Source organism: Bacillus sp. AR8-1, assembly GCF_008042345.1.
Taxonomy (GTDB): Bacteria; Bacillota; Bacilli; order Bacillales; family Bacillaceae_G; genus Bacillus_A; species Bacillus_A cereus.
The window spans coordinates 48,802-73,197 of sequence record NZ_QNUB01000067.1 but is presented as its reverse complement, the minus strand read 5'-3'; the positions used below and the strand labels follow the sequence as shown (position 1 = coordinate 73,197).

The following is a 24,396-nucleotide window of genomic DNA, read 5'->3' as shown; positions in this document are numbered from 1 at the left end:
ACAATTGGGGTGCAGTTCAATCGTACTCTTTTTTATTATTAATCCCCTTCCTCTTCATCCCTACAATGGCATTTCGGTTTTGTTTTACAATGACATTTTTCACACTCACATTTCGGTTTCTCTTTGCAACAACATTCGTGAAAATCTCTGCGTTTACATCTACATCTCCCAAACATTAAATCATCCCAAAATTTATTACAATTTCGGGAATGCCCACAATGACAAGTATTCCTCATGAATATACTTCCTCCTAAATAGAATTCATCATATTCTATGTTTGAAAGTATACAAAGGCTTGTATATTAGTCTATTTTCTCCATATCATAAGTAGAGTTAGAAGATTATATAATAATTAGTCTTATCTCACATACTCATAGTACCACTTACGTGAATCTAACCAAGCTGTAAATTTATCGATATTTCCAGCCGGGTAACCATTCGTTATAGCATAACCAATGCCATCTTTCTGAACGACAATTTGTCCATCAATACCCGCATCAACCATCGCTTGAGCCAAAGCTTGTAAATTACTAAATGCTACACCGCCAGTTTTTACTTTGAGCAAATCCACTGCACCTCCTCCAGTTTGTCCTGTAAGAGCAAATACAATAGAATTAGCGATTTTATCAACATTCCATTTTGCCATGTCGGATTCATTGTCAATAAATCCTAATTCTATAAGAATAGCAGGTGCTTTCGTCCCATTTAATACCGCTAAATCTGTACGCTGTTTCGCACCTCGATCACGCCATCCAATATCTTTTGCTAGTTGAGCTGAGATTTTAGCCGCCAAGTCTTTCTGATCATAATACAGAACCTCAACACCCTGTCCATTTCCATTGCTCGCATTAAGATGAAAAGAAATAACTAAATCCACAGCATGGGAATTGCTTTTACGAATAATATTATTTAAATTTTGTGATTGAGTTGTCCCTACCTCGTCCGTATCGTCATAAACCGTGTGTCCCAAGGCTCTTAACTTAGCCGCCACAGCATCTTTAACTTGCCTATCCAGAACGTGTTCTCTCCGATTCCCAAAATTAGCACCTTGAACAATACTATTGTGTCCTCCGTGCAAACTATATCTGGCCATTATTCATCAACATCTCCTTTCTTAATATCCTATTCAAAACTTGTCTCATTGCTATTCCCACTTACAATCTTAACTGCACCAATACGTCATACATTTTCTAAAAGTGAAGGCAATTCGTTTTCGATTAAAAAAGAGATGTCACTTCACAAATCGGATTCTTTATTCTCTAAATTGTATTAACTTGAATGGTAACACGAACAAAAAAGCATCACCTTTTTGGCGATGCTTAAAAACTCTATTTTACTTTTAAGTTCCCTAAATAAAGTTTAAGATCATGGTGACCGAAACTATACCTATATTTCCGCCTCCTCCTTCACTGCCTCTTTTAACCTCTGCAACATATACCCAATTCCTTTACACCCCTCTAGCGGATATGTAATCATTTCTTCTGGATATAACTTTGTCACTACTTTTTTATGCTTCTTCCCTGTTAGTAAGACGATTTCGTCAAACTGTAGTAAACTTTTATCTACCATCTGTTTTTGTAATTTCTCTATACTTATTACCTCATCGCTTTTTGAATCAAATGCAAGATCATAGTTTTTTAATACAATATCATTTGGCCTTAAAAATCCATGTTTCGCTGATAATATAACCCAGTTTTCGAAAAACATGGATGCATACGCCTGACATGCTTTTCCGAACGGACTAATATATACATCTTTTGCTTCCATCGGTCCGTAGTTTGAATGCTTATCCCAAATTTTCTTTTTTCCACATGGAATTATACATAGCCTTTTCATATATATTTCTACTCCCTTTACTTCAATAAATAAAATCCATTATTTTGTACATTTTTCTCTCGAAATACTATATAATAATTCTGAAAGTTTTAATTACACATTTTACCATATAAGTACTATGGATCACTCTCAATGCAAATATTATAATACCATAAAAATTTTTCTTTTTTTCTTCAAAATAATAAAAATAAATTGCAATATTATGATGTACAAATAAAAATTAAAAAGGAGGTTCGTAAAAATGAAAAATATTATCCCTGCACTATTAGTCTATTTTATCGTTTGCGTTATTTCCGTTATCATCCCAGCATCTGAAGGCTACAATTATGTCGGCTGGAAGTTATTTGTTGGGCAAGTGTATGCGATACCTATTTTCTTCATTACTGCGATAATCACATTTTATATAAACAAGAAAAAATCTTACGAATAAACAATTGTAAGGATAGCTAACGCTATTCTTATTTTAATTCGTTAATCAAATCTAAAATAGCCCTTGCAGTACTTTGTATCCTTTCTTCCGAAAAGTCAAACGCAACACCTGTATTTATATATATTTCCTGTATAGATAAATTCCAATCTGAACTCGCTCCCTCTTTAAAGAAAGTAATCGCTTGTTCCGGATTCTCTCGATAAATTTGAAACAATTGAATCGCTCCTATTTGTGCAATTGCATATTCAATTTTATAAAAAGGAAACTGAACAAAGTGAAATGACTCGAACCAACTAGAACCAATTTCATTCTCTACTCCTGCAATATCAACTGATGAATATTGATACCTTTTACATAGTTCAATATATTTCTCATCTCGCTCTTCTGGTGAATGATTTGGATTTGTATAAAGCCAGTGCTGGAATACATCTCCTGAAACTGACGATATTAATAACGATAAAGTACGATATAATTGAACTCGCTGTACTTCTTTATAATCATCCTCTTGCGTATAAAAAATAGTAAGCTTATCCATTAATAATAACTCCAGGCTAAGGGAATAAAGTTCCGCCACCTCTTCACGAAGGTATCTTTCCTGCATACTACTTTCATTGTTAAATTGTTTATGAAAATGTAATGCATGCCCCAATTCATGTATTAATGCATGAATTGCATAAAATGAAGGACTAAAATTAGAATAAATAAAAACGTCTTTACTATGAGGTAAGGTAAAGCAAGCAGCTCCTGATGCTTTATTTTTCCGTTCTTGTACGTCAATTAATCCCGCTTCCCTTATATGAGTAAATTCCTCATGAAAACATGAATCTGTCTTCCGAAACATTTCTTCAACCCCATCCAATAAATCAATGTAATTTTCAAATGAAGATTTTTGCAAATTACAAGGAGCAAGATCCCAAGGACGATACGTTTTTACATCAAGATTCTTTTTAAAAAGACTTCCTAACTGTTTCCAAATTGGTACAACACACTTTTCTATCGACTCATGAAACTTATAACAATCTTCAATACTGTAATCTCTATTTTTTTGTTTAAAGGCATACTCACTATAATTATTAAACCCTGCATTTAAAGCCATCTGATTCCGCAATTGTACGAGTTCCTTCATAATACAATCTATTTCTATTTTTACTATACTTCTTGCTTCGCATAAAGCGTACCAAGCTTTTTCACGAATAGCTCTATTTGGGTTATCTATCCTTGCTTTTACGTATGCATACGTCTTTTGCTCGCCTTCCCAATTAATAGATATGTTAGACATTATTTCTCTATATTTCGTAATAAGTTCTTGCTCTTTAACGGAAAGCGCTATGTTCTTTTCATTAAACATTTCACTCTTCACAAATCTTGCTTTTTTCATAAATCCATATTTCTGCTCATCTAATAAATCAGAAAACGGACAATCTCTAAATTTCTGGTCAAATTTTGCATTGTATCTTTTTAAAAGTGGCTGAATTTCATTTTGGTTATACATATGTATATCACGTATATTACTATCTTTTGTATCTCTATACATAGCGATTAAATTAATCGTTAACTCTTCTTCTATTTCTGCGTTTAAACGCAGCTCCTCCGAAAGCCAGCTCTCTAATTCTGAAACCGACGTAATATTTCGCTCTAAAAGTGACTGTAATTTACTCTCCAAATCATTCAACATACACAATCCTCCCGTTTTTAATTTTCTGTTTTTTAGAGATAAAAAAGGACAAGTAGCCAATCTGACTACTTGTCCTTGCTGTTTATGTGTACTCAATAAAATTAAGCTTGGAATGCTTCTGTTAATACTGGTACGATTTGTTTTTTACGAGATACAACACCTTTTAAAGTAGCTGTGTTGTTTTCTAGTGATACGTTGTATGCTTTCTCAACAACGTTTGCTGCTTTACCGATCGCAAGACCGACAGAATCGTTAGTTAAGATATCAGTTACAACGAATAAGAATAGGTCTAAACCTTTCTCTTCTACTACTGCAGAGATTACTTTTTCAAGTTCCGCTTGGTGTACAAGAACGTCGTTTGTATCAACAGCGTTTACTTGTGCGATTTCAACTTTCGCATTACCCATTTGGAATTCTTTAGCGTCAAGAGAGATTAATTGCTCCATTGTTTTTCCGCTTAAGTCAGCACCAGCTTTTAACATTTCTAAGCCGTAGCTATCAGCATCTACACCAGCGATTTCCGCTAATTCACGAGCAGCTGCTACGTCTTGTTCTGTGCAAGTTGGAGATTTGAATAGTAAAGAATCTGAAATAATTGCAGATAACATTAAACCTGCAACTTCTTTACGAATTGTAACGCCATTTTCTTTGTACATTTTGTTTAAGATTGTAGCTGTACATCCAACTGGCTCACAACGATAGTATATAGGATCGCTTGTTTCAAAGTTAGCAATACGGTGATGGTCAATAACTTCTAACACACGAACTGATTCGATATCGTTAGCACTTTGTTGACGCTCGTTATGGTCAACTAAAATAACGTTGTCCACTTCGCTTGCTACTGTCTCAACAAAACGCGGTCCTTCTACTTTAAAATAGTCTAACGCAAATTGAGTTTCACCGCTGATTTCGCCTAAACGTACAGGCTCAGCATTCATTCCTAATTCTTTTTTCAATTCTGCATAAGCAATTGCAGAACAAATTGCATCTGTATCTGGGTTTTTATGCCCGAAAACTAGTACTTTTTCCATGTTTTCCACCTCTTCATGAAAAGGATATCTTAAAGAAGCAAATATGACAATATTTAAAGCATATTTTTTTATAAATAATTGCACTTTCTTCTATATTTTTCATCATTTTCATAAAAAAAATCATCTAAAATGAATTAGATGATCGAAATATATGTTTCAATTAAAATAGTGTAGGAGTTTGCACTACGTTGTTAAAAGCGAAATTTGAAGCTAAGCCATTATTCAAAAGGTTTACATCTATAACTTGATAAAACGCATTTCCAGTGTCTGCAATTTCCCAAACAGCTAAAATAAGATGGTATCCACTACGGTCAGTTGGTACATTTGCTTCGTGCGTTACTGTTGTCCCTGGTCTAGCTCCACCGTCATTTTTCACATAGAATGGCACTAAATCTAAATCTGATCGCGTTAAAGGTTTATTTGGATTCCAACCTTTTTTCGTAATATAATATTTCCACTCTTTTGTACTATGAGGAGCCGTAAGTTTCCACTTGAATGTATTCGTTCCGCCATTTAACGTAACTTTCTTCCACCTATCTACAGTTTGAACATCTAACGCAGGAAAATGACCAGCCCCTGCAATTTGTCCATCAGAAGGTCCTAGTTGCGGAAATCCACCTATCCCTTCTACACTTTGTGGTTCATATTGAATCGGTCCACAATTTACATTTACCCCTTGCTTACATAAATAAGATCGGCTCGCTGGTGATTCTACATATCCATGAGCTGAAGCCTTTTCTGAAAATCCAAATGTTAATAATCCCGTAAGTAATACGCCACCACTTAAAATAACTTTCTTCATCTTTTGTAAACTATTCGTTTTCATTCTTTCATCCCCTTCCAATAATAAAGCGAAAATAACTATAGTTGCCTAGTCATCTTCTCTACATTTATTATAAGACGAGAATCATTACTAAAAGAACCCTCTAAAAACTTTCTCAAATTCATTTAGTGCGTTAATTAGATTATAATTAACTATTTTAACACCGCCAGAAAAATATAGACTGTGTTAAAAATAGTCGTTTATTATTCACTTACTAATAATTAAGCACTCTCCCCGTTTGATTATACCTTAAATGTTTTTATAATAAATAACCGTAGCATCTAACTTTCCATTCGGAGAAATTGCATACCCTGGTATTGTTCCAACTTCTTGGTAGTCTAGTGATTTGTACAATTTATTGGAAGGATCTCCTTCTCTAGTATCTAATACTAAAAGAGACCTGTTTTCTTGCTTTGCTCGTTCCTCTGCTTTTTGCATAAGCGATCGTCCAATACCGTTACGTCTAAAGTTTGGATGAGTCATTAATTTACAAATCTCGGCTCTATGAATTCCGTTAGGCTTTGTAACTAATTGTAATTGAATACTCCCTGCTACTTCGTTGTTTATTTTAGCCACATACAATATCACTTCTGGCGCTAATACTGTTTGCCAATACTTTGTTGCGTCTTTTTGTTCCAGTGGAGGCAAAAAACCAATTGATGCCCCATCATTTACAACCATTTTCAAAAGTTTCGAAAGTTCTTCCATATCATTTTCTAGTTTCTTAATTTCTTCAATTACTAAATTTCGCATTACTTTTCCCCCTTTTGTTTCATTGTAACAATTTTTAAAGAAGGAATAATGAAATAATAAGATGAATTTATATTAAGATATGATTTTTTTTGAAAGGATAACGATATGAAATATATATTAGATAGAACGTACGCAAAAGAATTACTCGAATGGGCATATGAACAAAACCCGGGCCCTTGGTTTGAACATTCACTACATGTTGCTCATGCAACTGAAAACATAATTATAGAACTTATAAAAAAAGGGTACAAGCTAGATGCTGACATAGCATATAACGCTGCCCTTTTGCATGATATCGGAAGATACAAAGGTTTTACCAAATCGGTCATTCATTCCTATGATGGTTATATGTATATGAATGATTTAGGATATACAGGAAACGCCATTATTTGTGTGACACACTCATTTCCCTGTAAAAATGAACATATAGATATCGCAGCGGAATGGAGTCTCGTTCCTGACCATATGAAAAGCCGATTAGTTGCAATATTGAATGAACATAGTAACTACGACTTATATAATAAAGTAATTACTCTTTGTGACGCTCTTGCTGACGCAGATGGCTTTACTACGCTGGAAAGAAGATTAATTTCCGTTGGTTTGCGTCATGGTACAACATCTCATACATCTTTACATTGGAAAGGGTTTTATGCGATTAAGAAAGAATTAGAAGCTTTAATCGGTAAGAGTATATACACAATTCTTCCTGATGTAGGAAAATCTATTTATGAAGATATAGAATATTAAATTGAATACAAATTGAAAACGATAAAAATTGAACCCATCCTAGATAATTTTTATACTCAAATTTAATTTCACATAAAAAACGTTTTAAACATAAAGTTTAAAACGTTTTTTATTCAATGCTTTTGATTTTTCAGTTCTGTTAAACACTCTTGCACTAAAGTTACCGCTTGACTCATCGCAGCTCCGCCAGCAAATGCTGCTGAAACACCACATGCTTCCAGAATCTCTTTATCCGAACATCCTTGATCAAGACAACCTTTTGTATGATAAATTGTACAATACTCATCTTGCGTTGCTAAACTAATTCCTAATGCAATAAGTTGTTTTTCTCTTTTTGTTAAAGCACCCTCTTGAAAACAAGCTTGCGTGAACGCATTATATGTCTCAGCGATTTCAGGAATTTGATTTGTAAAACTACCTATACCTTCTTTATAATGATGTAGAATATCATTTATCGAACTATGTTGCTCATGTTCCATCTTATTCCCTCCAGTCATATTATCCATACCTATTGTAGTATGCGATGAAATGGAGGCAATATACCTTCTTTTAAATTAAGAATTTTCAGTTAATTTACGTTATAATTTTAAATTATCATCTACAATAACTTTTTCTCTAGAACTTTTTCTTTCAACCTCTTTACTTCTTTCTTCCCAAAATGTTAATCCTTCAATCCCCACATTTTTAGGATTAAATACTGGATCTTTCCCTTCTTTTTTCTGCCTTTCATAGTCTTTTAACACTTTTAATGCGATTTTACTTAATAATAGAATCGCGATTAAGTTTAACCATGCCATACTACCGATTCCTAAATCTCCGAGATTCCATAAAAGCGACGCTGATTCAACACTACCGATGTAAACCATAATTAAAAATCCAAATTTTAAAACTGGTTTTAACCAGCCATACTTCAATTGACGATCTAAATAAGTAAGTGTCGTTTCAGCGATATAGTAATAAGCGAGTAACGTTGTAAATGCAAAAAAGAAAATTGCAATTGAAATAAATATTGGACCAAACCCTGTCATCACAGTTTCAACTGCTTGTTGCGTATAAATTGGACCTGCTTCCACATTTCCTATGTTTTTTACAATAGCGCTTTTCCCTTCAGGTATAACATTATACATACCTGTAATTAATATCATAAGAGCTGTCGCTGTACATACGACAATTGTATCGATATATACGGAAAACGCTTGAACTAATCCTTGTTTTGCAGGATGCGATACTTCAGCAGCAGCCGAACTATACGTCGCTTCTCCGACACCAGCAACGTTTGAAAATACAGCACGTTTTACACCCCATGCAATAGCTGCACCAACAATTCCACCAAACATTTCATTTACACCAAATGCGCTAGAGAAAATTAAAGCAAACATACTTGGAATCTCCGTTACATTCGCAATTAATATGATACATGTAACAATTACATAACCAATTGCCATAAATGGAACAAGCATTTGAGAAACGCCAGCAATTCTCTTTACACCACCAAAAATAATTGCCGCTAGTAACACGACTAAAAATATACCAGTTATATATTTGTTAATACCATTAGAGTTTTCGAATCCAACTGCGATACTACTAGATTGAATACCTGGTAATAACATGCCATATGAAAGTGTTACAACTACCGCTACAATGACTGCAAACCATTTCATTTTTAAACCTTTCTCAATGAAATATGGAGTACCGCCGCGATATTCATTCCCTACTTTACTTTTGTATACTTGAGATAATGTTGATTCAACAAACGCACTCGCTGCCCCTAACAAAGCCATTACCCACATCCAAAATACAGCTCCAGGCCCGCCGAAAGCGATCGCTGTCGCTACCCCTGCAATATTACCAATTCCAACTCTTCCTGATAAGGCTAAACAAAATGCCTGAAAAGATGATATTCCCGTCTCGGAACTCTTTCCTTCAAATAATAGTTTAATCATCTCTTTAAAATAACGAATTTGCAAAAAACGTGTTGCAATCGTGAAATATACGCCTGCCCCTAATGCAAAAACAACTAAACCGATACTCCACACTTGCCCTACTAACCATTCTACTAAATTCTCCATCCAAATCCCCCTTATCATTCTTTGGAAAAGCAATTTTGTATATAAGAAAACGGACAACTATTATCAAACTTTCTAGTTGTCCGCATCTTTCATTATTTCATCCCTCAATTTTTGTCAGTAAAACACCCTATTACTTTATATTTACCCAAACACTTTTCACTTCTGTATAATTATCAAGCGCATATGAACCTAATTCGCGGCCAATACCAGATTGTTTGTATCCACCAAATGGTGCAGCTGCATTTTCTAAGTTATAATCATTAATCCACACTGTTCCTGCTTTTAATTTATTTGCCACTTGATGACCCGTTTTGATATTTTGCGTCCATACACCCGCAGCAAGGCCATAGGATGAGTTGTTCGCTCGTTCAATTACTTCTTCTGTCGAATCAAATGGAAGTACAACAACAACTGGTCCAAATATTTCTTCCTTAACGATTGTCATATCGTCTGTAACATCTGTGAATACAGTTGGTTTAACGAAATAACCTTTTTCAAGCGCACGTTCGCCACCAGCCGCAACTGTAGCACCTTCTTTCTTCCCTTGCTCAATGTAATTTAACACACGCTCTTGTTGTTTCTTAGATACGAGTGGACCCATTTCCGTTCCTTTCTCCATACCTGCTCCAAGTTTTACGTTGTTCGCCATTTTCACAAGTGCATCTACTACAGTTTCATAATGTTTACGATGAACAAATACACGTGATCCTGCGCTACAATTTTGACCATGATTATACATAATACCTTGGAATGCACCATTAATTGCTTCTTCCAAGTCCGCATCTTCTAAAATGATATTTGGTGATTTGCCGCCAAGCTCTAACGTTACATGCTTAATCATTTCTACAGACTGACGCATAATATACTTTCCTGTAACAGTAGATCCTGTAAAAGCAACTTTATCAATGTCATGATGATTTACAATTGCTGCTCCTGCTTCAGGACCAAAGCCTGGTACAAAGTTTACAACACCGTTTGGAAATCCAGCCTCTTTAAAGAGTTTTGCTGTATATAGTAAGGATAAAGGTGTTTGCTCTGCTGGTTTTAATACGATCGTACAACCTGTCGCCAGTGCAGCTCCCATTTTCCAAGAAGACATAACGAGCGGAAAGTTCCACGGAATAATCTGACCTACAACACCTACAGGTTCATGTCTCGTGTAATTTAAGTAATCTTTTGAAATTGGGATTGTTTGCCCAATAATTTTTGTAGCCCATCCTGCGTAATAACGATAATTTTCTACAGTCGCTGAAATATCATCATCAAGTGCTACTTGATATGGCTTTCCATTATCTAAAGCTTCTAGTTGCGCTAATTCTTCTCTATGTTCTTCAATTAAATCTGCTAACTTATAAATAAGATGCGCTCTTTCAGCAGTAGTCATTTCTGCCCACGGACCAGATTTAAATGCAGATCTTGCTGCTTTTACTGCAGCATCAATATCCTCTTCTTGCGCTTCACATACGACTGCTAGAACATCTTCTGTTGCTGGATTGTATGTTTCAAACGTCTTTCCGCCAATAGCAGAAACAAATTCGCCATTAATAAACATTTTAATTTCTTCATTTAAAAACGCTTCCACTTTTGGTTTCAGCTCAATATTTGTCTTTAACATTATGTTCTCCTCCTTATTTAAACAGCTGCATGAGCTGCAATATTTGATAAAATCGTTTGAAGCTTTTGATCTTCGTCAACAGTTAATCCTAGTCTTGGATAGCGAGAAGGTCCTCCCGCTTGCCCATGTAATTCCATGGAACGTTTAACGATTTGAACATATTTCCCTGATCCTTCAAGAAACTCGCAAAGTGGTAAAATAGCATCGTTTATTTCCCACGCCTTTTCTAATTCACCATTTTGAAAATGCTCATACATTTTTGTAACGAGACCGGGAACGATATTTCCTGCTACTGAAACCCATCCCGAAGCACCAACTAAATATGATTCCATAACTAAATCTTCAGAACCACAGAAGACTTGGAAAGCCCCTTCACTTTGTCTTACTAAATCTCTCGCTTTTCGAATATCTCCGCTAGATTCTTTAATATGTGTAACATTTTCACACTCTTTTCCAATACGGAGCATTAGCTCTGTACTCATATCGACACCAGAAGTAAATGGGTTATTGTATAGCATAATTGGTATATTTACAGAGTTTGAGATTTCTTTAAAATGAAAATAAATCTCCTCTTCCTTCGGTTTACAATAGTAAGAGTTTATAATTAATGCACAATCCGCTCCGTGCGCTTCTGCATGTTTCGTATATTCAATTGTTTCTTTTGTGGTCTCTGCTGCAGTTCCAACAATGACTGGAATACGGCCATCAATTTCTTTCAACACAGTTTCTACCATTTTAAATCGTTCTTCTTTTGATAAACTTACAAACTCTCCTGTACTTCCATTAATGATAATACCTGCAACCTTTTGTTCGATAAAGTAATTTACATTTTGTTTTACCCCATCCCAATTAATTTCCTGAAATTCATCCATCGGTGTTATTAATACTGGAAATGCCCCTTTAATTTTTTGCATATTTATCTCTCCCTATCACATTTTATTTTAATAAGAATCCTGCCGGAAACGGATCCGTAGGGTCTAATAGAAACGTCTGCATCCCTGTAATAAATCCTCTACTTTCAAAACGGAAAATGTATCCTAGTTCCTCCTTCTTCACTTTTTCCACAGTTATAAAACTATTAAATATACTTTCATTTTTAAAAGGTTTATCCGCCATATAATCATTTTTAAATAATGCATGAACATAGGAAACGATAGTAGAAACAAAACCTGGCGAACGTACGATAAAGTTATCTTCATGAAATGTAATCGACTTTATATGGTTCTTTTCTTTTTGCGAAGGATCTACTAAAATAAGCCTTTTTATTAGCGACTGTTTTTGTATAGCCTGCAGTGTAGCTTCTCCCCATCTTTTCAATTCTGAAATGTTTTCAACACGAATTTCTGGCGAATACGCACCTTTTTCTACAACTGCATATACTTTATCTGCTTGTATGAGAGAATAACTTACATTACCAACCTGTAAATTTTCCTCAATCAAATAGCAAAGTTTGCTTTCAAACGAAACAGATATAACTTCATCATTCTCTACATACGCATGAACTAAAAATATTCCAGATAACGTTTCAATTTTGTATTGATTGGACTCTCTCTTTTTTAAATACCCACTTTCGAGTAACATCGTTATTACCGCAACAATGCCCCCATAATGAAGCGGAATCGAACCTTCATGATTAAAAAATAATACAGCTGCATCCACTTCATTATGGATAGATGGAACGACAATACACCCATTCAAACCGATAAAACCACGTGGTTCATTTAATAAAAGCTTCATCTCTTCTGCTAATTCACCTGAAAATTGTTCATTTAATTGCTCCAAACTGTAGTAGTATTTGCATGGTACGTCTTTCATTACACGAAATGCCTCGCCATTTACATGTACGTCTACTGCTGTATACATTTTTTGAATGTTCATTTTATATCCTCCGTTTCATGTTCCATCGGCGGAATTAGCAAAAATCCTTCTTTGAGTGGATCCATTTCATTGTAAAAAAATTTATGCATACCCATAAGCCAAGCTGATCCCGTAATTTTCGTTATGACAGCTTCAATATTTTCAACATGTGTCGTATTCACGACATATCCTTTAAATAAAGAACCAACGATACTCTCATGAATGAACTCTTCACCAATTTTGATTTCTTTCTGAGCGTATAATACAGCTAGCTTCGCAGATGTTCCTGTACCGCATGGGGATCGATCTATTCCGCCTGGTGGTACAACAACTGTATTTTTCACATGCGCACATTCATGAGTAGCATCTGTATAAAATTCAACATGTGTTAATCCTCTAATAAACGAATACTCTGGATGAATGATTTCAAACTTCTCATTAATTGTGTTTCTTATATGAATCGCCTTATCGATGATTGTAGATGCATTTTCTGGTACTAATTCTAGGCCTACTGACTTCGCATCAATAATGGCATAAAAATTCCCTCCATACGCAATATCAGCCTCTACAGTTCCAATGTCTTTGACGTGTACAGTAATATTTTTCAATAAAAAAGCTGGTATGTTACAGAAAGATACCTCTTTTGCTTTTCCATCTTGAACAGCAATATCTACTTCCACTAAGCCAGCCGGGGTATCTAGTTTTAAAGAAGTAATCGGTTCAACTACTGGAATTAAACCTGATTCAACTAACGCTGTACATACACCGATTGTATCGTGACCGCACATCGGTAAGTATCCACCTGTCTCTATGTATATAACACCTATATCAGCCTCAGGATGACATGGGTCTGTTAATAATGCCCCTGACATTACATCATGACCACGCGGTTCATTCATTAACAATTTTCGAATCCAATCATATTCCTTTTTCATATGTAACATCTTCTCTGCCATCGTCTCTCCAATCAACTTTGGAAGTCCGCTAATTAATGTCCTCGTTGGATTCCCGCCCGTATGTGTATCAATAGTCGTAAAGACTCTTTGTGACCTCATCCGTTTAACACCCTTTCTGTAAAACGACTCAAACGAAGTGGTTCAATAGGAATAATTGTCTCTTTTTCATTTAATAACTCTTCAATTACTTTCCCAGTAACTGCTGCAAGACTAATCCCATCCCCTTCATGTCCAGCGGCAATGAAATAATTCGGAATATGTTCCACTCGTGAAATAATCGGCAAATGATCTTCTGTCCACGGACGTAAACCAGCGTAAGAACGAATTACCATCATATCTGCCATTTTCGGATAAAAGCGAATCGCTCTATTTGCGATACATTTAATGACTTCATTGTTTATTCTCGTATGAAACCCTACAAATTCACGACTACTTCCAATTAAGAAATTTTGACTTTCAGTAGGCTCAAATACGAGCGCAACCCCGTATTTTTCAGTTAAAACATCTACTTTTCTTTTTCCGCCAAATTTAGAAATTAAATAACCGAATTCCATTACTTTACGGCATCCTACATGTTGTTGCCTTGATGCTACTATAATATGCCCTTTTCTCGGTTCAATTGGTATATTTACATTTAACATCTGACCAATCTTAGGAGCCCACACACCGGCTGCATTTACAACTTGTTTTGCTGTAAAAGTACCATTCGTAGTTTCTACAACAAATGAACCATTCGTCTCTATTTTCATACTCTTTACTTCGGTCTGCTTAAAGGCTTTTGCGCCAAACTTTTGTGCCTCTGACAGAAGCGAGAAAGCAAGGAGATATGGATTCACAGTTGAATCCGTCGCACATTCTAAACCGCCTAATAAATCATCAGCAAAAAAAGGCGACTCTTCTCTTATATCTTGCCTATCAAGCATTCGAAACGGTAATCCAGCTTCTTTTTGCCGATCTACCCATTGTTGCGCAGCTTCCATCTCTTCGTCTGACTCACATACGAGAATACTTCCTGGTGCCCTATATTCAAATGAATGCTCTAATTTTTCACTTAAATCAGTTACTAATTTTTGACTTACTAAAGACATTTGACTATCAAATCCCGGATCTTTATCAATGGCCAAAATATTCCCATCACACCGTGAAGACGTCCCGCTGACAAATTCTCCTTTTTCAATGATTGTTACGTCTCTTCCGTATTTTGAAGTGTAATAAGCGATAGAACACCCTATTATTCCACCACCTATAATTAAAACGTCGCAGTGCCTCACAATATACTCCTCCTTTCCCTAAACCTCTCACTTTCTTTTATGCAATTGACGTGCCAATTCTTCATATATACAATTTCCATAAACAATATTTTTATTTGTAAAAATAATTTAAATTTACAGTAAATAGGTGTATTATTTTTTTATCACTGTCAAAATTTTTATACATAACAGGAGGGCATTATGGCATTTTCATTTCCGACTATACAAGAGTTTTTGGAACGTGTTTTAATCGATCATACATGTAGCCTTAATCACATTAAGCAAGTAAACGAAAGGTTTTATTATCTCCCTTCTACTACAGATGAATATAATTGCGCCATTATTTATGTAGATGACTCATTCACTGCACTAATTGACGCTTTTTCTTATGAATTAGCTGTTATCATCCTTAACGAAAACGATGAGCCGATATGCTGTATAACTTCTCAGCAAATGATTCCATTTCTTTATAAGTCCTACAATGAACTACAGGCATTTTATGACACCGTAATACAAACAACTGACTCTTCTGTTACAGTCATTGATAGTAAAGAATGCGTTCGAACTTGGACAGATGGTGCTGAAAAAATATTTTCAGTCAACCATAATGAAATTATTGGGCAACCGATTACTCGTTTTTTTGATTATAAAGACTTGGAAATTTTACAATCTTTACATGATGGAAAAAGCATAGTCGCTCAGTTCCATCAGCCTCGTCCCGATTTATTCGTATTAATTAATTCAAATCCAGTTTATTGTAATGATGAAATTATAGGAGCAGTCGTTTCAGAAACAGATGTTACAAATCAAGTCGCTTTAAATGAAAAACTATTTAATATGTCACATGAAATGCACCGTTTAGAACAAGAAGTGGCAAAGTATAAAGATGAATCCGATCCATTCCTTGCGATGAATGGGAAAAGTCCTGTTATACAAAGAACGATACAATTAGCTAGAAAAGTTTGTTCGGTGAAATCAACTGTTTTAATACTTGGGGAAAGCGGAGTTGGAAAAGAAGTATTTGCGAAAGCAATTCATGAAGCAAGTGAGGCAGCGAAGGCGCCTTTCATTTCGATTAACTGCGGGGCAATTCCAGAAGCGTTATTTGAAAGTGAATTATTCGGTTACGAGCGTGGGGCGTTTTCTGGAGCAAATAGTAAAGGAAAAAAAGGTAAAATTGAACTCGCGCAAGGCGGTACTTTATTCCTCGATGAGATTGGCGAAATGCCGCTCGATATGCAAGTAAAACTGTTACGTGTACTACAAGAACGAAAGTATTACCGAGTTGGCGGAGAAAAAGAAATTAATATTGATTTCCGCATTATCGCTGCTACAAATCGGGATTTACAAGAAGAAATGAGAAAAGGAACTTTCCGAGAAGATTTATATTATCGTTTAAATGTAGTTAGCCTGCATATTCCACCGCTGCGTGAAAGACGAGAGGATATTATCGAACTCACATACTCATTCTTAAACGATTTTTCAATCAACTATAACAGACCAATTCGTGACTTACCTTCAAGCATTATGCATGAACTGCTTCATTACAATTGGCCAGGTAATATTCGCGAACTTCGAAACGTTGTTGAACGACTTGTGGTATTTGCGACAGACGGAATTATAAAACAAGAATATTTACCATTTCATACAACCGAAAATTTAGACAATCATACAGCTCATTCCCTATTACTCAGCAACAATAATACAATCCTTTCTTTACAAGAAGAGATGGATGAGCATGAGAAAAAAGTTATTGAAAGGGCTTTACGAATTTTAAATGGGAATAAATTAGAATGTGCAAAACAACTTGGCGTAACAAGGGCTACTTTATATAACCGTTTAAAAAAACTTGGACTTCAATAAAGAAGCAGTATGCACCGATTAGGCGTTTACAGGTAGCTCTCTCCCCTTCCTCTATATTGGCATGATTTTTGCATATATAATTTGTGCAAACCGAACTAGAGGAGGAATACACATGACCAATAAAAACAACTTAATCGTTTGTCGTTGTGAAGAGGTTACATACGGACAACTTCAATCGACAATTGCTGAATATAACTGCTCGGCAAGAGAATTAAAACTAAGAACACGTGCTGGCATGGGATTTTGCGGTGGTCGTACATGCAGAATAATGATAGATCGAATGATTGAAAATGCGAATCCTGACGTAACTCTTAATGAACTACCGTTAAAATATCAACCACCAATACGTGCAGTTACTTTTGGATCGGTAGGTGAAAGTAAATGAGTAGAATTACACATCACCCTATTTTAGGTACTTTACAAAGTAGTGAGCGTATTACTTTTCAATTTAACGGTCATCAATACGAAGCATATGAACATGAAACGATAGCTGCTGCCCTGTTAGCAAATGAAATATGGACATTAAGAGTTCATGAAGATAGCGGGACACCGCGAGGTATTTATTGTAATATTGGGCACTGTTCTGAATGCCGCGTGACAGTAAATAATCAAACAAATGTACGCGCATGCTTAACTGTTGTAGAAGAAAACATGGTTGTTGAAAGCGGGAAACAGCATCCGAATATCGTGAGAGAGATGGTGAAAAAACGATGAGTGATGTAATTATCATTGGTGCAGGACCAGCGGGATTATCTGCTTCTATCTCTTGTGCTCGTTTCGGACTAAAAGTGCTCGTTATTGATGAATTTATGAAGCCGGGTGGGAGATTGTTAGGACAGTTGCATCAAGAGCCTACTGGAGAATGGTGGAACGGAATAGAAGAATCGAAGCGACTTCATGAAGAAGCAGAATCACTTTCAGTACATATCAGGTGCGGTGTTTCGGTCTATAATTTAGATAAAGATGAAAACAATTGGTTTGTACATACTAATATCGGTACGTTAGAAGCACCGTTCGTACTACTTGCTACTGGTGCTGCGGAATATTCTATTCCCCTTCCAGGCTGGACACTTCCAGGAGTGATGTCAATTGGAGCAGCTCAAGTTATGACAAATGTTCATCGCGTGCAAGTTGGAAAAAAAGGAATCATTATTGGTGCTAACATTTTGTCTTTCGCCATTTTAAGTGAATTGCAATTAGCGGGAATTAAAGTAGATCATATTGTACTCCCTGAAAAAAGCGAGTTAAGTCAAAAAGCTGGTGAACCTGAAGAAGTTTTAAACTCTCTTTTAAATGCAGCACATCTCGCTCCTTCTGCTATTTTACGAATAGGTAGCCACTTTATGAAATATGATTGGATTCGAAAAGCTGGATTAACATTCTATCCAAACAGCGGAATGAAAATAAACGGAACGCCACTTCACCTTCGGAAAGCAGCTCTTGAAATTATCGGAACAGATCAAGTTGAAGGTGTACGCATTGCTAATATTGACTCTAAAGGAAATGTTATTAATGGATCAGAGAAAATATATGAAGCAGATTTTGTTTGTATTGCTGGGGGATTATACCCACTTGCCGAACTTGCAGCTGTAGCTGGTTGTCCCTTCCATTACATTTCAGAATTAGGTGGACACGTTCCTCTCCATTCCGAAACAATGGAAACCCCTCTTCCTGGTTTATTTGTAGCTGGCAATATTACAGGCATTGAAAGCGGAAAAATTGCGATGGCGCAAGGAACTGTTGCAGGTCTATCTATTGCTAAATATGCAGGTGAACAACATGATATAGTCGACCAACAATTATATCACGCCATTCAAAACGTTCACTCTGTTCGTCAGAAAGCTGCAATTCAGTTTAATCCGATGGTAGATATCGGTAGACGAAAGATGAATGATTTATGGCATAAATTCCAAACAAATGATAAAGATTTCTATAAACAACAAGAAATTATTTAATAAGACTTATTTGTCAAAAAGCTCCCCTTATCCAAAACATAAGGAGAGCTTTTCAAATTATTTCACTTCGATTGTCCAATCACCATCAGCTTGAATAGTGAATATATGTATACCATTTTCTTTTACAGGTACTTTTTTCGTAGTATCGGCAGCACCAATTTCATTAAATATCATGCTATCGTTTAAATCCACTACAAAATTACTTTCACCATTCTTATGTACACCATGCAATTCTTTCAAACCTTTTTCAAGTTTCACAAAAACAACATCAGATCCGTGACCACTAATTGTTCCTGGAGCTGTTACTACTTTATCTATTGGAATAGACTGAGACATATTCACTTTCCAGTGACCATCTGCCATTGGATTAATAAAATATTTTCCACTCTTGTTTAATAAAACTACACGTTTTTCTTTTCCATTACCAATAAAATTCGAAAGTGAACCAGAGTCATTACCTTGTTCATCTTTTAACTCTAGAATTGCATTACTTTCTCCTGTATGTTCTACTTCCGCAATAACAAATCCGGATTTTAACTCAAAAAAATCAGAAGAATTCGCACCATCACCTTCTAACGAAACACTATGATCTTGTGATAATCTCTCCACTGCACTTTTTTCTTTTATCTCTTTAGCTTTCGGGCTAGTTGTTGCTGTTTGCTGTTCAGTATTCTTATCTTTTTTTTCATTCGCTTGTACATCTTTTGTTTGCTCCGTTGAATTACAAGCAGTTAAAGATAAACATACCGCAGCAATTGTTGCTAATAATTTCTTTTTCATAATATCCTCCTATTAACATAAAACATTCTTAATAAGAATAACATATTTTTACCAATTCATCAGTTTATTAAAAATTGAATTTTATCCTAAAATAGGAAACATACTAAAAATAGAAATTAAAATAAAAAACTGCTAGAGCATAAAGCCCTAACAGTCTTATTGTTCATCACTATTAAATTTCGCTAATGCGTAAATACCTTCTTCATCATCTAATTCAAGTTGTAATCTCGCTGCGAATGAATTGACATTATATTCTCTGTCAAGCAATAAGCGTAATGCTTCGATTAAGTTTGCTTGAATTAAAATTTGCTGGCGACCATTTACCTCTACTTCCGCAGAGAAACCGTAGTCATCGTCATACATGAGTTCAACTAACACTTCTTCTGGACCCACTTGTCTTTTTTCAGCTATATATACGCAAAGCGCATTTATTAATTCTTGTTCAGAAATTTTTATTGTTTCCATGCTACTTCATCTGCCTTCTTTTTACGTTGGTCTTTGAAGTATTTAAATGCACGAACTGCTAACATTACGATACCAGCCATTACTAACATATTTACCATAAATGCTAATACAGAACCAAGAGCTCCCATATTTGCAAATAAGCTACCCATTAGTAAACCACCAAGACCACCTAGTAATAAACCTTTCATAAAGCTTCCTTTATTACTTTTTGGTGCTGTGTTTGTTGCTTTCGTTTTTGAATCTGGAGTCGTTTTTTGAGAATTTACATTTGAGTCTTTTTTGTTTAAATCAACTTTTGACTTTTGACCTGAACTTGGTGTAAATGATTTTTTACCCGATTTGTAACTTTTCGCTGCTGCATGATCTACGAACATAAAGCTGCTAGCCCCAAAGATAACCATGAATGCTGTCATTACTGCTACAAGTTTTTTCAACATATTATATCCATTCTCCTTTTATATAGATATATGTGAAATCTATCTTTCTAGTAAATTCAGAATGATAGATTTGTTTTTAAGAACATTTTAAAGGTTCTTATGAACTTATTATATGAACTTTTGTCGAAATATGCAAGTATTATTTACTTTCAACAGTTTGGTGACAAAGGAAAAATTAAGCAAAACAGAATTGACTTTAAATGAAACAAAACATATTATAAGTTCATAAGAACTTTTTATTATTTTGGAGGTGAAAAGATGGAAACATTTCATCTCACACGAAACGAAATGGCTACCCTTCTTCTATCACTAAGAGGATGGAATACGAAAAAGCCTCTCGGTATTTTACAAGAAGCTTGGGCAAAGTCACATAAAAAAGATATTGAAAGCGGACAAAGCGTTACAGCTTTTATTACTACCGCACTTTCACCTATTTTTGAAAAGCTGATTAAAATTGACGATACTGATGTCGGTTTTTCTTTAAATGAAATAGTTGCGCTTGGCAATCAGATTGAAAACACAAGTTTCTCTGTAACTGCTATGCAAAACTGGGTGAAACGAGATATAAAAGAAATGATTGGCTCTCCTCAAAAAGGGAAAAAATATTCGATTGAACAAGCAGCCTTACTGTTCATTGTCGAAGATTTAAAAACAGCACTTGATTTTGAATCAATTCGTAAGCTATTACGCCTTATCGTTAATGACCCAGCCGATCGAAGTGATGATTTAATCAATCCTGTTCATTTATATGTAGCATACTCTTCTCTATTTGAAGAACTCAATCAAGGGAATTGCTTACAACTAAATGCAACAGATACAGTTCATACAATTGAAAACATCGTAAAAGAAAAAGCTGATAAAATCGCAAGCAAGTTCGATCAAATTAATAACGAACAACGCGAAGCAATTCGTAACGCTATTATCATTGCGACCCTTTCTGTACATACCGCTTATGTACAAATGTTAGCAAAGCGTTACGTAACAGCAACTTTATTTTTACAGAACTTAGATGTGAAGCCTTAAAAAATAGGAGCAGAAATGCTTCTATTTTTTTATAACGGAAACAAGCAACCATCTGTTCCAAATATACAACAAATGCTTGCTTGATTTATTTAAATTTAAGTTTCATTTCATATAAAGCCGTAGTATTACGCATATCTACAAGTAGTGTCATTTAAGGTTCCATATATCCCTCTAACCCTCATTACATTCAGAATTAACTGTTTTTTTAACGTGCTATTTTCTCATTCTTAATTCTATGCATATCATACACTTTCACTTCATTCTCTATATATGATTTTACTTTTTTAAATTCAGCTTTCTCATAACAACGAATTGCCCTTTTGTTGTCTTCCCGTACCTGTAATACAACTGCTTGTATATCGGAATCTAAAAACGATTTACTTATGAAATACTTTGTAATTTCTGTTCCAAGTCCTTTTGAATATAAATTCGAAACGCCAATAAGAATAGAGTATTCCATCACATAGGTATCATCATATTTCGTCTTTTTTAATCCGACTCTTCCTATTACTTCATCTCTCACTATTATTACATGATAACTTGCATAAGACCGCGCTAATTTTTTAGTCCAATACTCCCGAAGTTCTTCTATTGTATATCGCTTAAATGGTTTCACATCTGCTATGTTATGTAATTCTTCGTCGTTATACCATTCTAATATAATTGGTAAATCATCCAATTCTAGAAGACGTTCTTTCCAGTTCACATTTCCACCCCATCTATTTTATGTTTTCAAACCAATTTAAAAAGAATATGCATATTCTTTTTTAGGTAATCTCACTATCTGTTGAATAAAAGGGGATTTTTCTATAATATCCTCTAACTGCCCCTCACTATAGACGTAAATACCACCTACATATGAACTGTACGCCTTTTTCTCAGTTATTACTGCTAAAGTGCTATTTTCCTTTTTAAAATCACCCTCTAGTCCTTTTTCAAAAGATAAACTTTTGGCTTCTGAAAAATAAAGCTGAATTAACGTCGCTAATTGTACGTCCTTTGATTTTGCAAAGTACTTTATTTCATTTAAAATGATTTCATCTTGTAACGGAAGAAAGTCCTCTACTTCTAACTTCTCTCCGTTATGAAAGAAGTTTTGAAGTTCAGGAGTATAGAACGAAAGATTTTTCTCCTCTATCATTTTAAAAATTGTTTGCAGCAATATGTCTTTTCCTATCACAAACGGGTGGCCAAATCCATTATTGTAAAGCCCTTCTTTCATTTTCATTAATTGTTCAATGAAGGGGATTCCCGATTCTTCAATAACAAGTTTACCGTCAATTAAACGCATGTTAGCAATCAATTCTTCTATCTGTAAACCTTCTAATTCAAGCGATGAGTAATATATATCTCTATTCCAAAAATCTAATTGATCCATTCCTAATGAATTAAATAAGAGCTCATCTATAATTGGAAAAACTCCATCTTCTGTTAAAGCTTTCGTTACATCATCTAATAATCTAGGTGTTTGATTTAAAATCGTACGTATTTCTTCGTCCTCTTGAATGATTCGTACCGTCCACTCACCATGATCTTCACCCGATATTTGCTGAAAACAATGTGAATATGGCCCATGTCCAACATCGTGTAGAAGGGCTACAGTAGATACTAGCTTTCGTTCATATTTCGATAAATGTATGTCACCAATCTCAGTAAGATGTTCTATCACTTTATTTACTAGCACATATACACCTATCGAATGTTCTTCTCTTGTATGTATTGCGTTCTCATGTAAAAAATAAGTATGTCCTTGTTGTTTAATATGCGTCAACCTTTGAAATGCTTTTGTATCTATCAATCGAAGGATATCTCTATCACGAATAGAGATTGGTCCATAAATCGGATCTGTAATATACATACGTTCTCCTCCTATTTTTGTAAATGAAAGACCTATACCATTATACTTAATTTTCAGTCTATTATCATTGATATATGAGAAATTTTTAATAATCTTTTCATTAACCCTTCATAAAAACGCGGCTTATATCCTTTACTATAATACTTATGAGAGACATAAAAGAATTGAAATAGCAATTCCCTATGTAAATAAGGTATAATCTACATATAGTGAACCTTTTACGTGATTAAATAAAAGGTTCTTATACTCAAAAATTCATAAACTAGAAGGTGCAACAATGTTAAGTAGTTTTATTCATTCAGTATTAACGTTTTTTGAAGGATTAGGTTATTGGGGCATTATGCTTGGACTTATGATTGAGATTATTCCAAGTGAAATAGTCCTTGCTTATGCAGGTTACTTAGTATTCAATGGTAGTATCTCATTTATAGGTGCAGTCGTATTCGGTACAATTGGCGGTGTTATTGCCCAAATCTTTATTTATTGGCTTGGACGATACGGCGGACGCCCCATATTAGAACGTTATGGAAAATATATTTTCATACATAAAAAACAAATAGATGCTGCAGAAGATTGGTTTAATCGTTACGGAACTGGCGTCATTTTTACAGCACGCTTCATTCCAGTAGTGCGTCATGCGATTTCAATTCCTGCTGGTATTACAAAAATGCCTTTACTACGTTTCACTACATTAACAGCACTCGCAATCATCCCTTGGTCAATCATTTTCATTTATTTAGGTGAAAAACTAGGTGAAAATTGGGAGAATATAAATGATATTGCTGGTCCGTATGTGAAATCATTCGCAATTGGTGGCGTCGTACTTATACTTTTATACTTCGTTATAAAAAAATGGACAAAAAAGCGTAAAAATCTCGCTTAAGAATATAATAAAAACCGCTATAAATTCATTCGGAATTATAGCGGTTTTTTATTTATATATGAATTAATCTTCAGGAATTATATAACACCT

Annotated in this window: 27 protein-coding genes; 8 read left to right on the top strand and 19 right to left on the bottom strand. The window is 34.9% G+C overall.

The features are described from left to right. Positions 1-16 precede the first annotated feature (16 nt). The 3 genes from DN400_RS29655 to DN400_RS28490 all read right to left on the bottom strand — a co-directional run bounded on the left by DN400_RS29655 (position 17) and on the right by DN400_RS28490 (position 1,836). On the bottom strand, positions 17-172 hold the full coding sequence (locus DN400_RS29655) for a hypothetical protein (RefSeq protein WP_179879510.1): 156 nt from the start codon (positions 170-172) through the stop codon (positions 17-19). A gap of 186 nt (positions 173-358) precedes the next feature. Further along, positions 359-1,093, bottom strand: a complete 735-nt coding sequence (locus DN400_RS28495) for an N-acetylmuramoyl-L-alanine amidase (protein WP_000135300.1) — start codon at positions 1,091-1,093, stop codon at positions 359-361. A 293-nt stretch (positions 1,094-1,386) separates the two neighbouring features. Beyond that, positions 1,387-1,836: a DUF6884 domain-containing protein gene (locus DN400_RS28490; protein WP_086421823.1), complete on the bottom strand. Its 450-nt coding sequence runs from the start codon at positions 1,834-1,836 to the stop codon at positions 1,387-1,389. A gap of 241 nt (positions 1,837-2,077) precedes the next feature. Here DN400_RS28490 and DN400_RS28485 point away from each other — a divergent pair, with 241 nt between their 5' ends. After that, positions 2,078-2,266 carry a DUF4017 family protein gene (locus tag DN400_RS28485; protein WP_000789485.1) on the top strand — a complete coding sequence of 63 codons (189 nt, stop codon included), beginning with the start codon at positions 2,078-2,080 and terminating at the stop codon, positions 2,264-2,266. Between the two features lie 28 nt (positions 2,267-2,294). On the opposite strand, the gene DN400_RS28480 is transcribed toward DN400_RS28485, so the two are convergent. The 4 genes from DN400_RS28480 to DN400_RS28460 form a co-directional block, all read right to left on the bottom strand. After that, positions 2,295-3,941, bottom strand: a complete 1,647-nt coding sequence (locus DN400_RS28480) for a M3 family oligoendopeptidase (RefSeq protein ID WP_000930874.1) — start codon at positions 3,939-3,941, stop codon at positions 2,295-2,297. 101 nt (positions 3,942-4,042) lie between these two features. Next, the gene (ppaC, locus tag DN400_RS28470; protein ID WP_000416871.1) at positions 4,043-4,972 is read right to left on the bottom strand and encodes a manganese-dependent inorganic pyrophosphatase; all 930 of its coding nucleotides are present in this window, start codon (positions 4,970-4,972) and stop codon (positions 4,043-4,045) included. A gap of 160 nt (positions 4,973-5,132) precedes the next feature. Next, positions 5,133-5,798 (bottom strand): lytic polysaccharide monooxygenase, encoded by a 666-nt coding sequence (locus DN400_RS28465; protein ID WP_086421820.1) that lies wholly within the window; start codon positions 5,796-5,798, stop codon positions 5,133-5,135. Between the two features lie 246 nt (positions 5,799-6,044). Continuing rightward, a complete protein-coding gene (locus DN400_RS28460; RefSeq protein ID WP_001245255.1) occupies positions 6,045-6,548 on the bottom strand; it encodes a GNAT family N-acetyltransferase in 504 nt (167 codons plus the stop codon). A gap of 105 nt (positions 6,549-6,653) precedes the next feature. Here DN400_RS28460 and DN400_RS28455 point away from each other — a divergent pair, with 105 nt between their 5' ends. Beyond that, positions 6,654-7,295: an HD domain-containing protein gene (locus DN400_RS28455; RefSeq protein ID WP_063547547.1), complete on the top strand. Its 642-nt coding sequence runs from the start codon at positions 6,654-6,656 to the stop codon at positions 7,293-7,295. Between the two features lie 113 nt (positions 7,296-7,408). Here DN400_RS28455 and DN400_RS28450 read toward each other — a convergent pair whose 3' ends face one another. From DN400_RS28450 to DN400_RS28420, 7 genes are all read right to left on the bottom strand, one after another. Continuing rightward, the gene (locus tag DN400_RS28450) at positions 7,409-7,801 is read right to left on the bottom strand and encodes a carboxymuconolactone decarboxylase family protein (RefSeq protein WP_001999958.1); all 393 of its coding nucleotides are present in this window, start codon (positions 7,799-7,801) and stop codon (positions 7,409-7,411) included. Between the two features lie 72 nt (positions 7,802-7,873). Continuing rightward, positions 7,874-9,364, bottom strand: a complete 1,491-nt coding sequence (locus DN400_RS28445) for an alanine/glycine:cation symporter family protein (RefSeq protein ID WP_000429515.1) — start codon at positions 9,362-9,364, stop codon at positions 7,874-7,876. A gap of 130 nt (positions 9,365-9,494) precedes the next feature. After that, positions 9,495-10,979: an aldehyde dehydrogenase family protein gene (locus DN400_RS28440; RefSeq protein ID WP_147802088.1), complete on the bottom strand. Its 1,485-nt coding sequence runs from the start codon at positions 10,977-10,979 to the stop codon at positions 9,495-9,497. A 17-nt stretch (positions 10,980-10,996) separates the two neighbouring features. After that, positions 10,997-11,893 carry a 4-hydroxy-tetrahydrodipicolinate synthase gene (gene dapA / locus DN400_RS28435; protein ID WP_001169449.1) on the bottom strand — a complete coding sequence of 299 codons (897 nt, stop codon included), beginning with the start codon at positions 11,891-11,893 and terminating at the stop codon, positions 10,997-10,999. 22 nt (positions 11,894-11,915) lie between these two features. Further along, positions 11,916-12,857 (bottom strand): proline racemase family protein, encoded by a 942-nt coding sequence (locus tag DN400_RS28430; RefSeq protein ID WP_001025560.1) that lies wholly within the window; start codon positions 12,855-12,857, stop codon positions 11,916-11,918. Further along, on the bottom strand, positions 12,854-13,891 hold the full coding sequence (locus DN400_RS28425; RefSeq protein WP_001257537.1) for a proline racemase family protein: 1,038 nt from the start codon (positions 13,889-13,891) through the stop codon (positions 12,854-12,856). Before DN400_RS28425 ends, DN400_RS28430 begins: the two co-directional genes overlap by 4 nt. Beyond that, positions 13,888-15,063, bottom strand: coding sequence for an NAD(P)/FAD-dependent oxidoreductase (locus DN400_RS28420; protein ID WP_001215274.1), 1,176 nt, complete (start codon positions 15,061-15,063; stop codon positions 13,888-13,890). Before DN400_RS28420 ends, DN400_RS28425 begins: the two co-directional genes overlap by 4 nt. 180 nt (positions 15,064-15,243) lie before the next feature. Between DN400_RS28420 and DN400_RS28415 the strand changes: the two genes are divergently transcribed. The 4 genes from DN400_RS28415 to DN400_RS28400 all read left to right on the top strand — a co-directional run bounded on the left by DN400_RS28415 (position 15,244) and on the right by DN400_RS28400 (position 18,860). Further along, on the top strand, positions 15,244-16,905 hold the full coding sequence (locus DN400_RS28415) for a sigma-54 interaction domain-containing protein (protein ID WP_000885730.1): 1,662 nt from the start codon (positions 15,244-15,246) through the stop codon (positions 16,903-16,905). Between the two features lie 112 nt (positions 16,906-17,017). Beyond that, entirely contained in the window at positions 17,018-17,290 is a 273-nt protein-coding gene (locus DN400_RS28410) for a (2Fe-2S)-binding protein (RefSeq protein ID WP_000182619.1), read from the top strand. Then, positions 17,287-17,619, top strand: a complete 333-nt coding sequence (locus DN400_RS28405) for a (2Fe-2S)-binding protein (protein ID WP_147802087.1) — start codon at positions 17,287-17,289, stop codon at positions 17,617-17,619. Before DN400_RS28410 ends, DN400_RS28405 begins: the two co-directional genes overlap by 4 nt. After that, a complete protein-coding gene (locus DN400_RS28400; protein WP_001286084.1) occupies positions 17,616-18,860 on the top strand; it encodes an NAD(P)/FAD-dependent oxidoreductase in 1,245 nt (414 codons plus the stop codon). Before DN400_RS28405 ends, DN400_RS28400 begins: the two co-directional genes overlap by 4 nt. Positions 18,861-18,917: 57 nt before the next feature. On the opposite strand, the gene DN400_RS28395 is transcribed toward DN400_RS28400, so the two are convergent. The 3 genes from DN400_RS28395 to DN400_RS28385 form a co-directional block, all read right to left on the bottom strand. Then, on the bottom strand, positions 18,918-19,640 hold the full coding sequence (locus DN400_RS28395; protein ID WP_000727976.1) for a hypothetical protein: 723 nt from the start codon (positions 19,638-19,640) through the stop codon (positions 18,918-18,920). Positions 19,641-19,796: 156 nt separating this feature from the next. Next, positions 19,797-20,105 (bottom strand): YxcD family protein, encoded by a 309-nt coding sequence (locus DN400_RS28390; RefSeq protein WP_000447760.1) that lies wholly within the window; start codon positions 20,103-20,105, stop codon positions 19,797-19,799. Further along, positions 20,093-20,542, bottom strand: coding sequence for a hypothetical protein (locus DN400_RS28385; RefSeq protein WP_000914478.1), 450 nt, complete (start codon positions 20,540-20,542; stop codon positions 20,093-20,095). The genes DN400_RS28390 and DN400_RS28385 overlap by 13 nt, the downstream gene beginning before the upstream one ends. A gap of 258 nt (positions 20,543-20,800) precedes the next feature. On the opposite strand from DN400_RS28385, the gene DN400_RS28380 reads away from it, so the two are divergent. Then, positions 20,801-21,565 carry a DUF1836 domain-containing protein gene (locus DN400_RS28380; RefSeq protein ID WP_000447231.1) on the top strand — a complete coding sequence of 255 codons (765 nt, stop codon included), beginning with the start codon at positions 20,801-20,803 and terminating at the stop codon, positions 21,563-21,565. A 205-nt stretch (positions 21,566-21,770) separates the two neighbouring features. Here the strand turns inward: DN400_RS28380 and DN400_RS28375 are convergent, their stop codons facing one another. Together DN400_RS28375 and DN400_RS28370 are read right to left on the bottom strand one after the other, a co-directional pair. Continuing rightward, the gene (locus DN400_RS28375) at positions 21,771-22,271 is read right to left on the bottom strand and encodes a GNAT family N-acetyltransferase (protein ID WP_003312395.1); all 501 of its coding nucleotides are present in this window, start codon (positions 22,269-22,271) and stop codon (positions 21,771-21,773) included. Between the two features lie 36 nt (positions 22,272-22,307). Continuing rightward, positions 22,308-23,423: an HD domain-containing protein gene (locus tag DN400_RS28370; protein WP_098211275.1), complete on the bottom strand. Its 1,116-nt coding sequence runs from the start codon at positions 23,421-23,423 to the stop codon at positions 22,308-22,310. A 277-nt stretch (positions 23,424-23,700) separates the two neighbouring features. Here DN400_RS28370 and uptA point away from each other — a divergent pair, with 277 nt between their 5' ends. Next, complete coding sequence (gene uptA / locus DN400_RS28365) at positions 23,701-24,306, top strand: undecaprenyl phosphate transporter UptA (RefSeq protein WP_000952913.1); 606 nt, start codon at positions 23,701-23,703, stop codon at positions 24,304-24,306. Positions 24,307-24,396 lie beyond the last annotated feature (90 nt).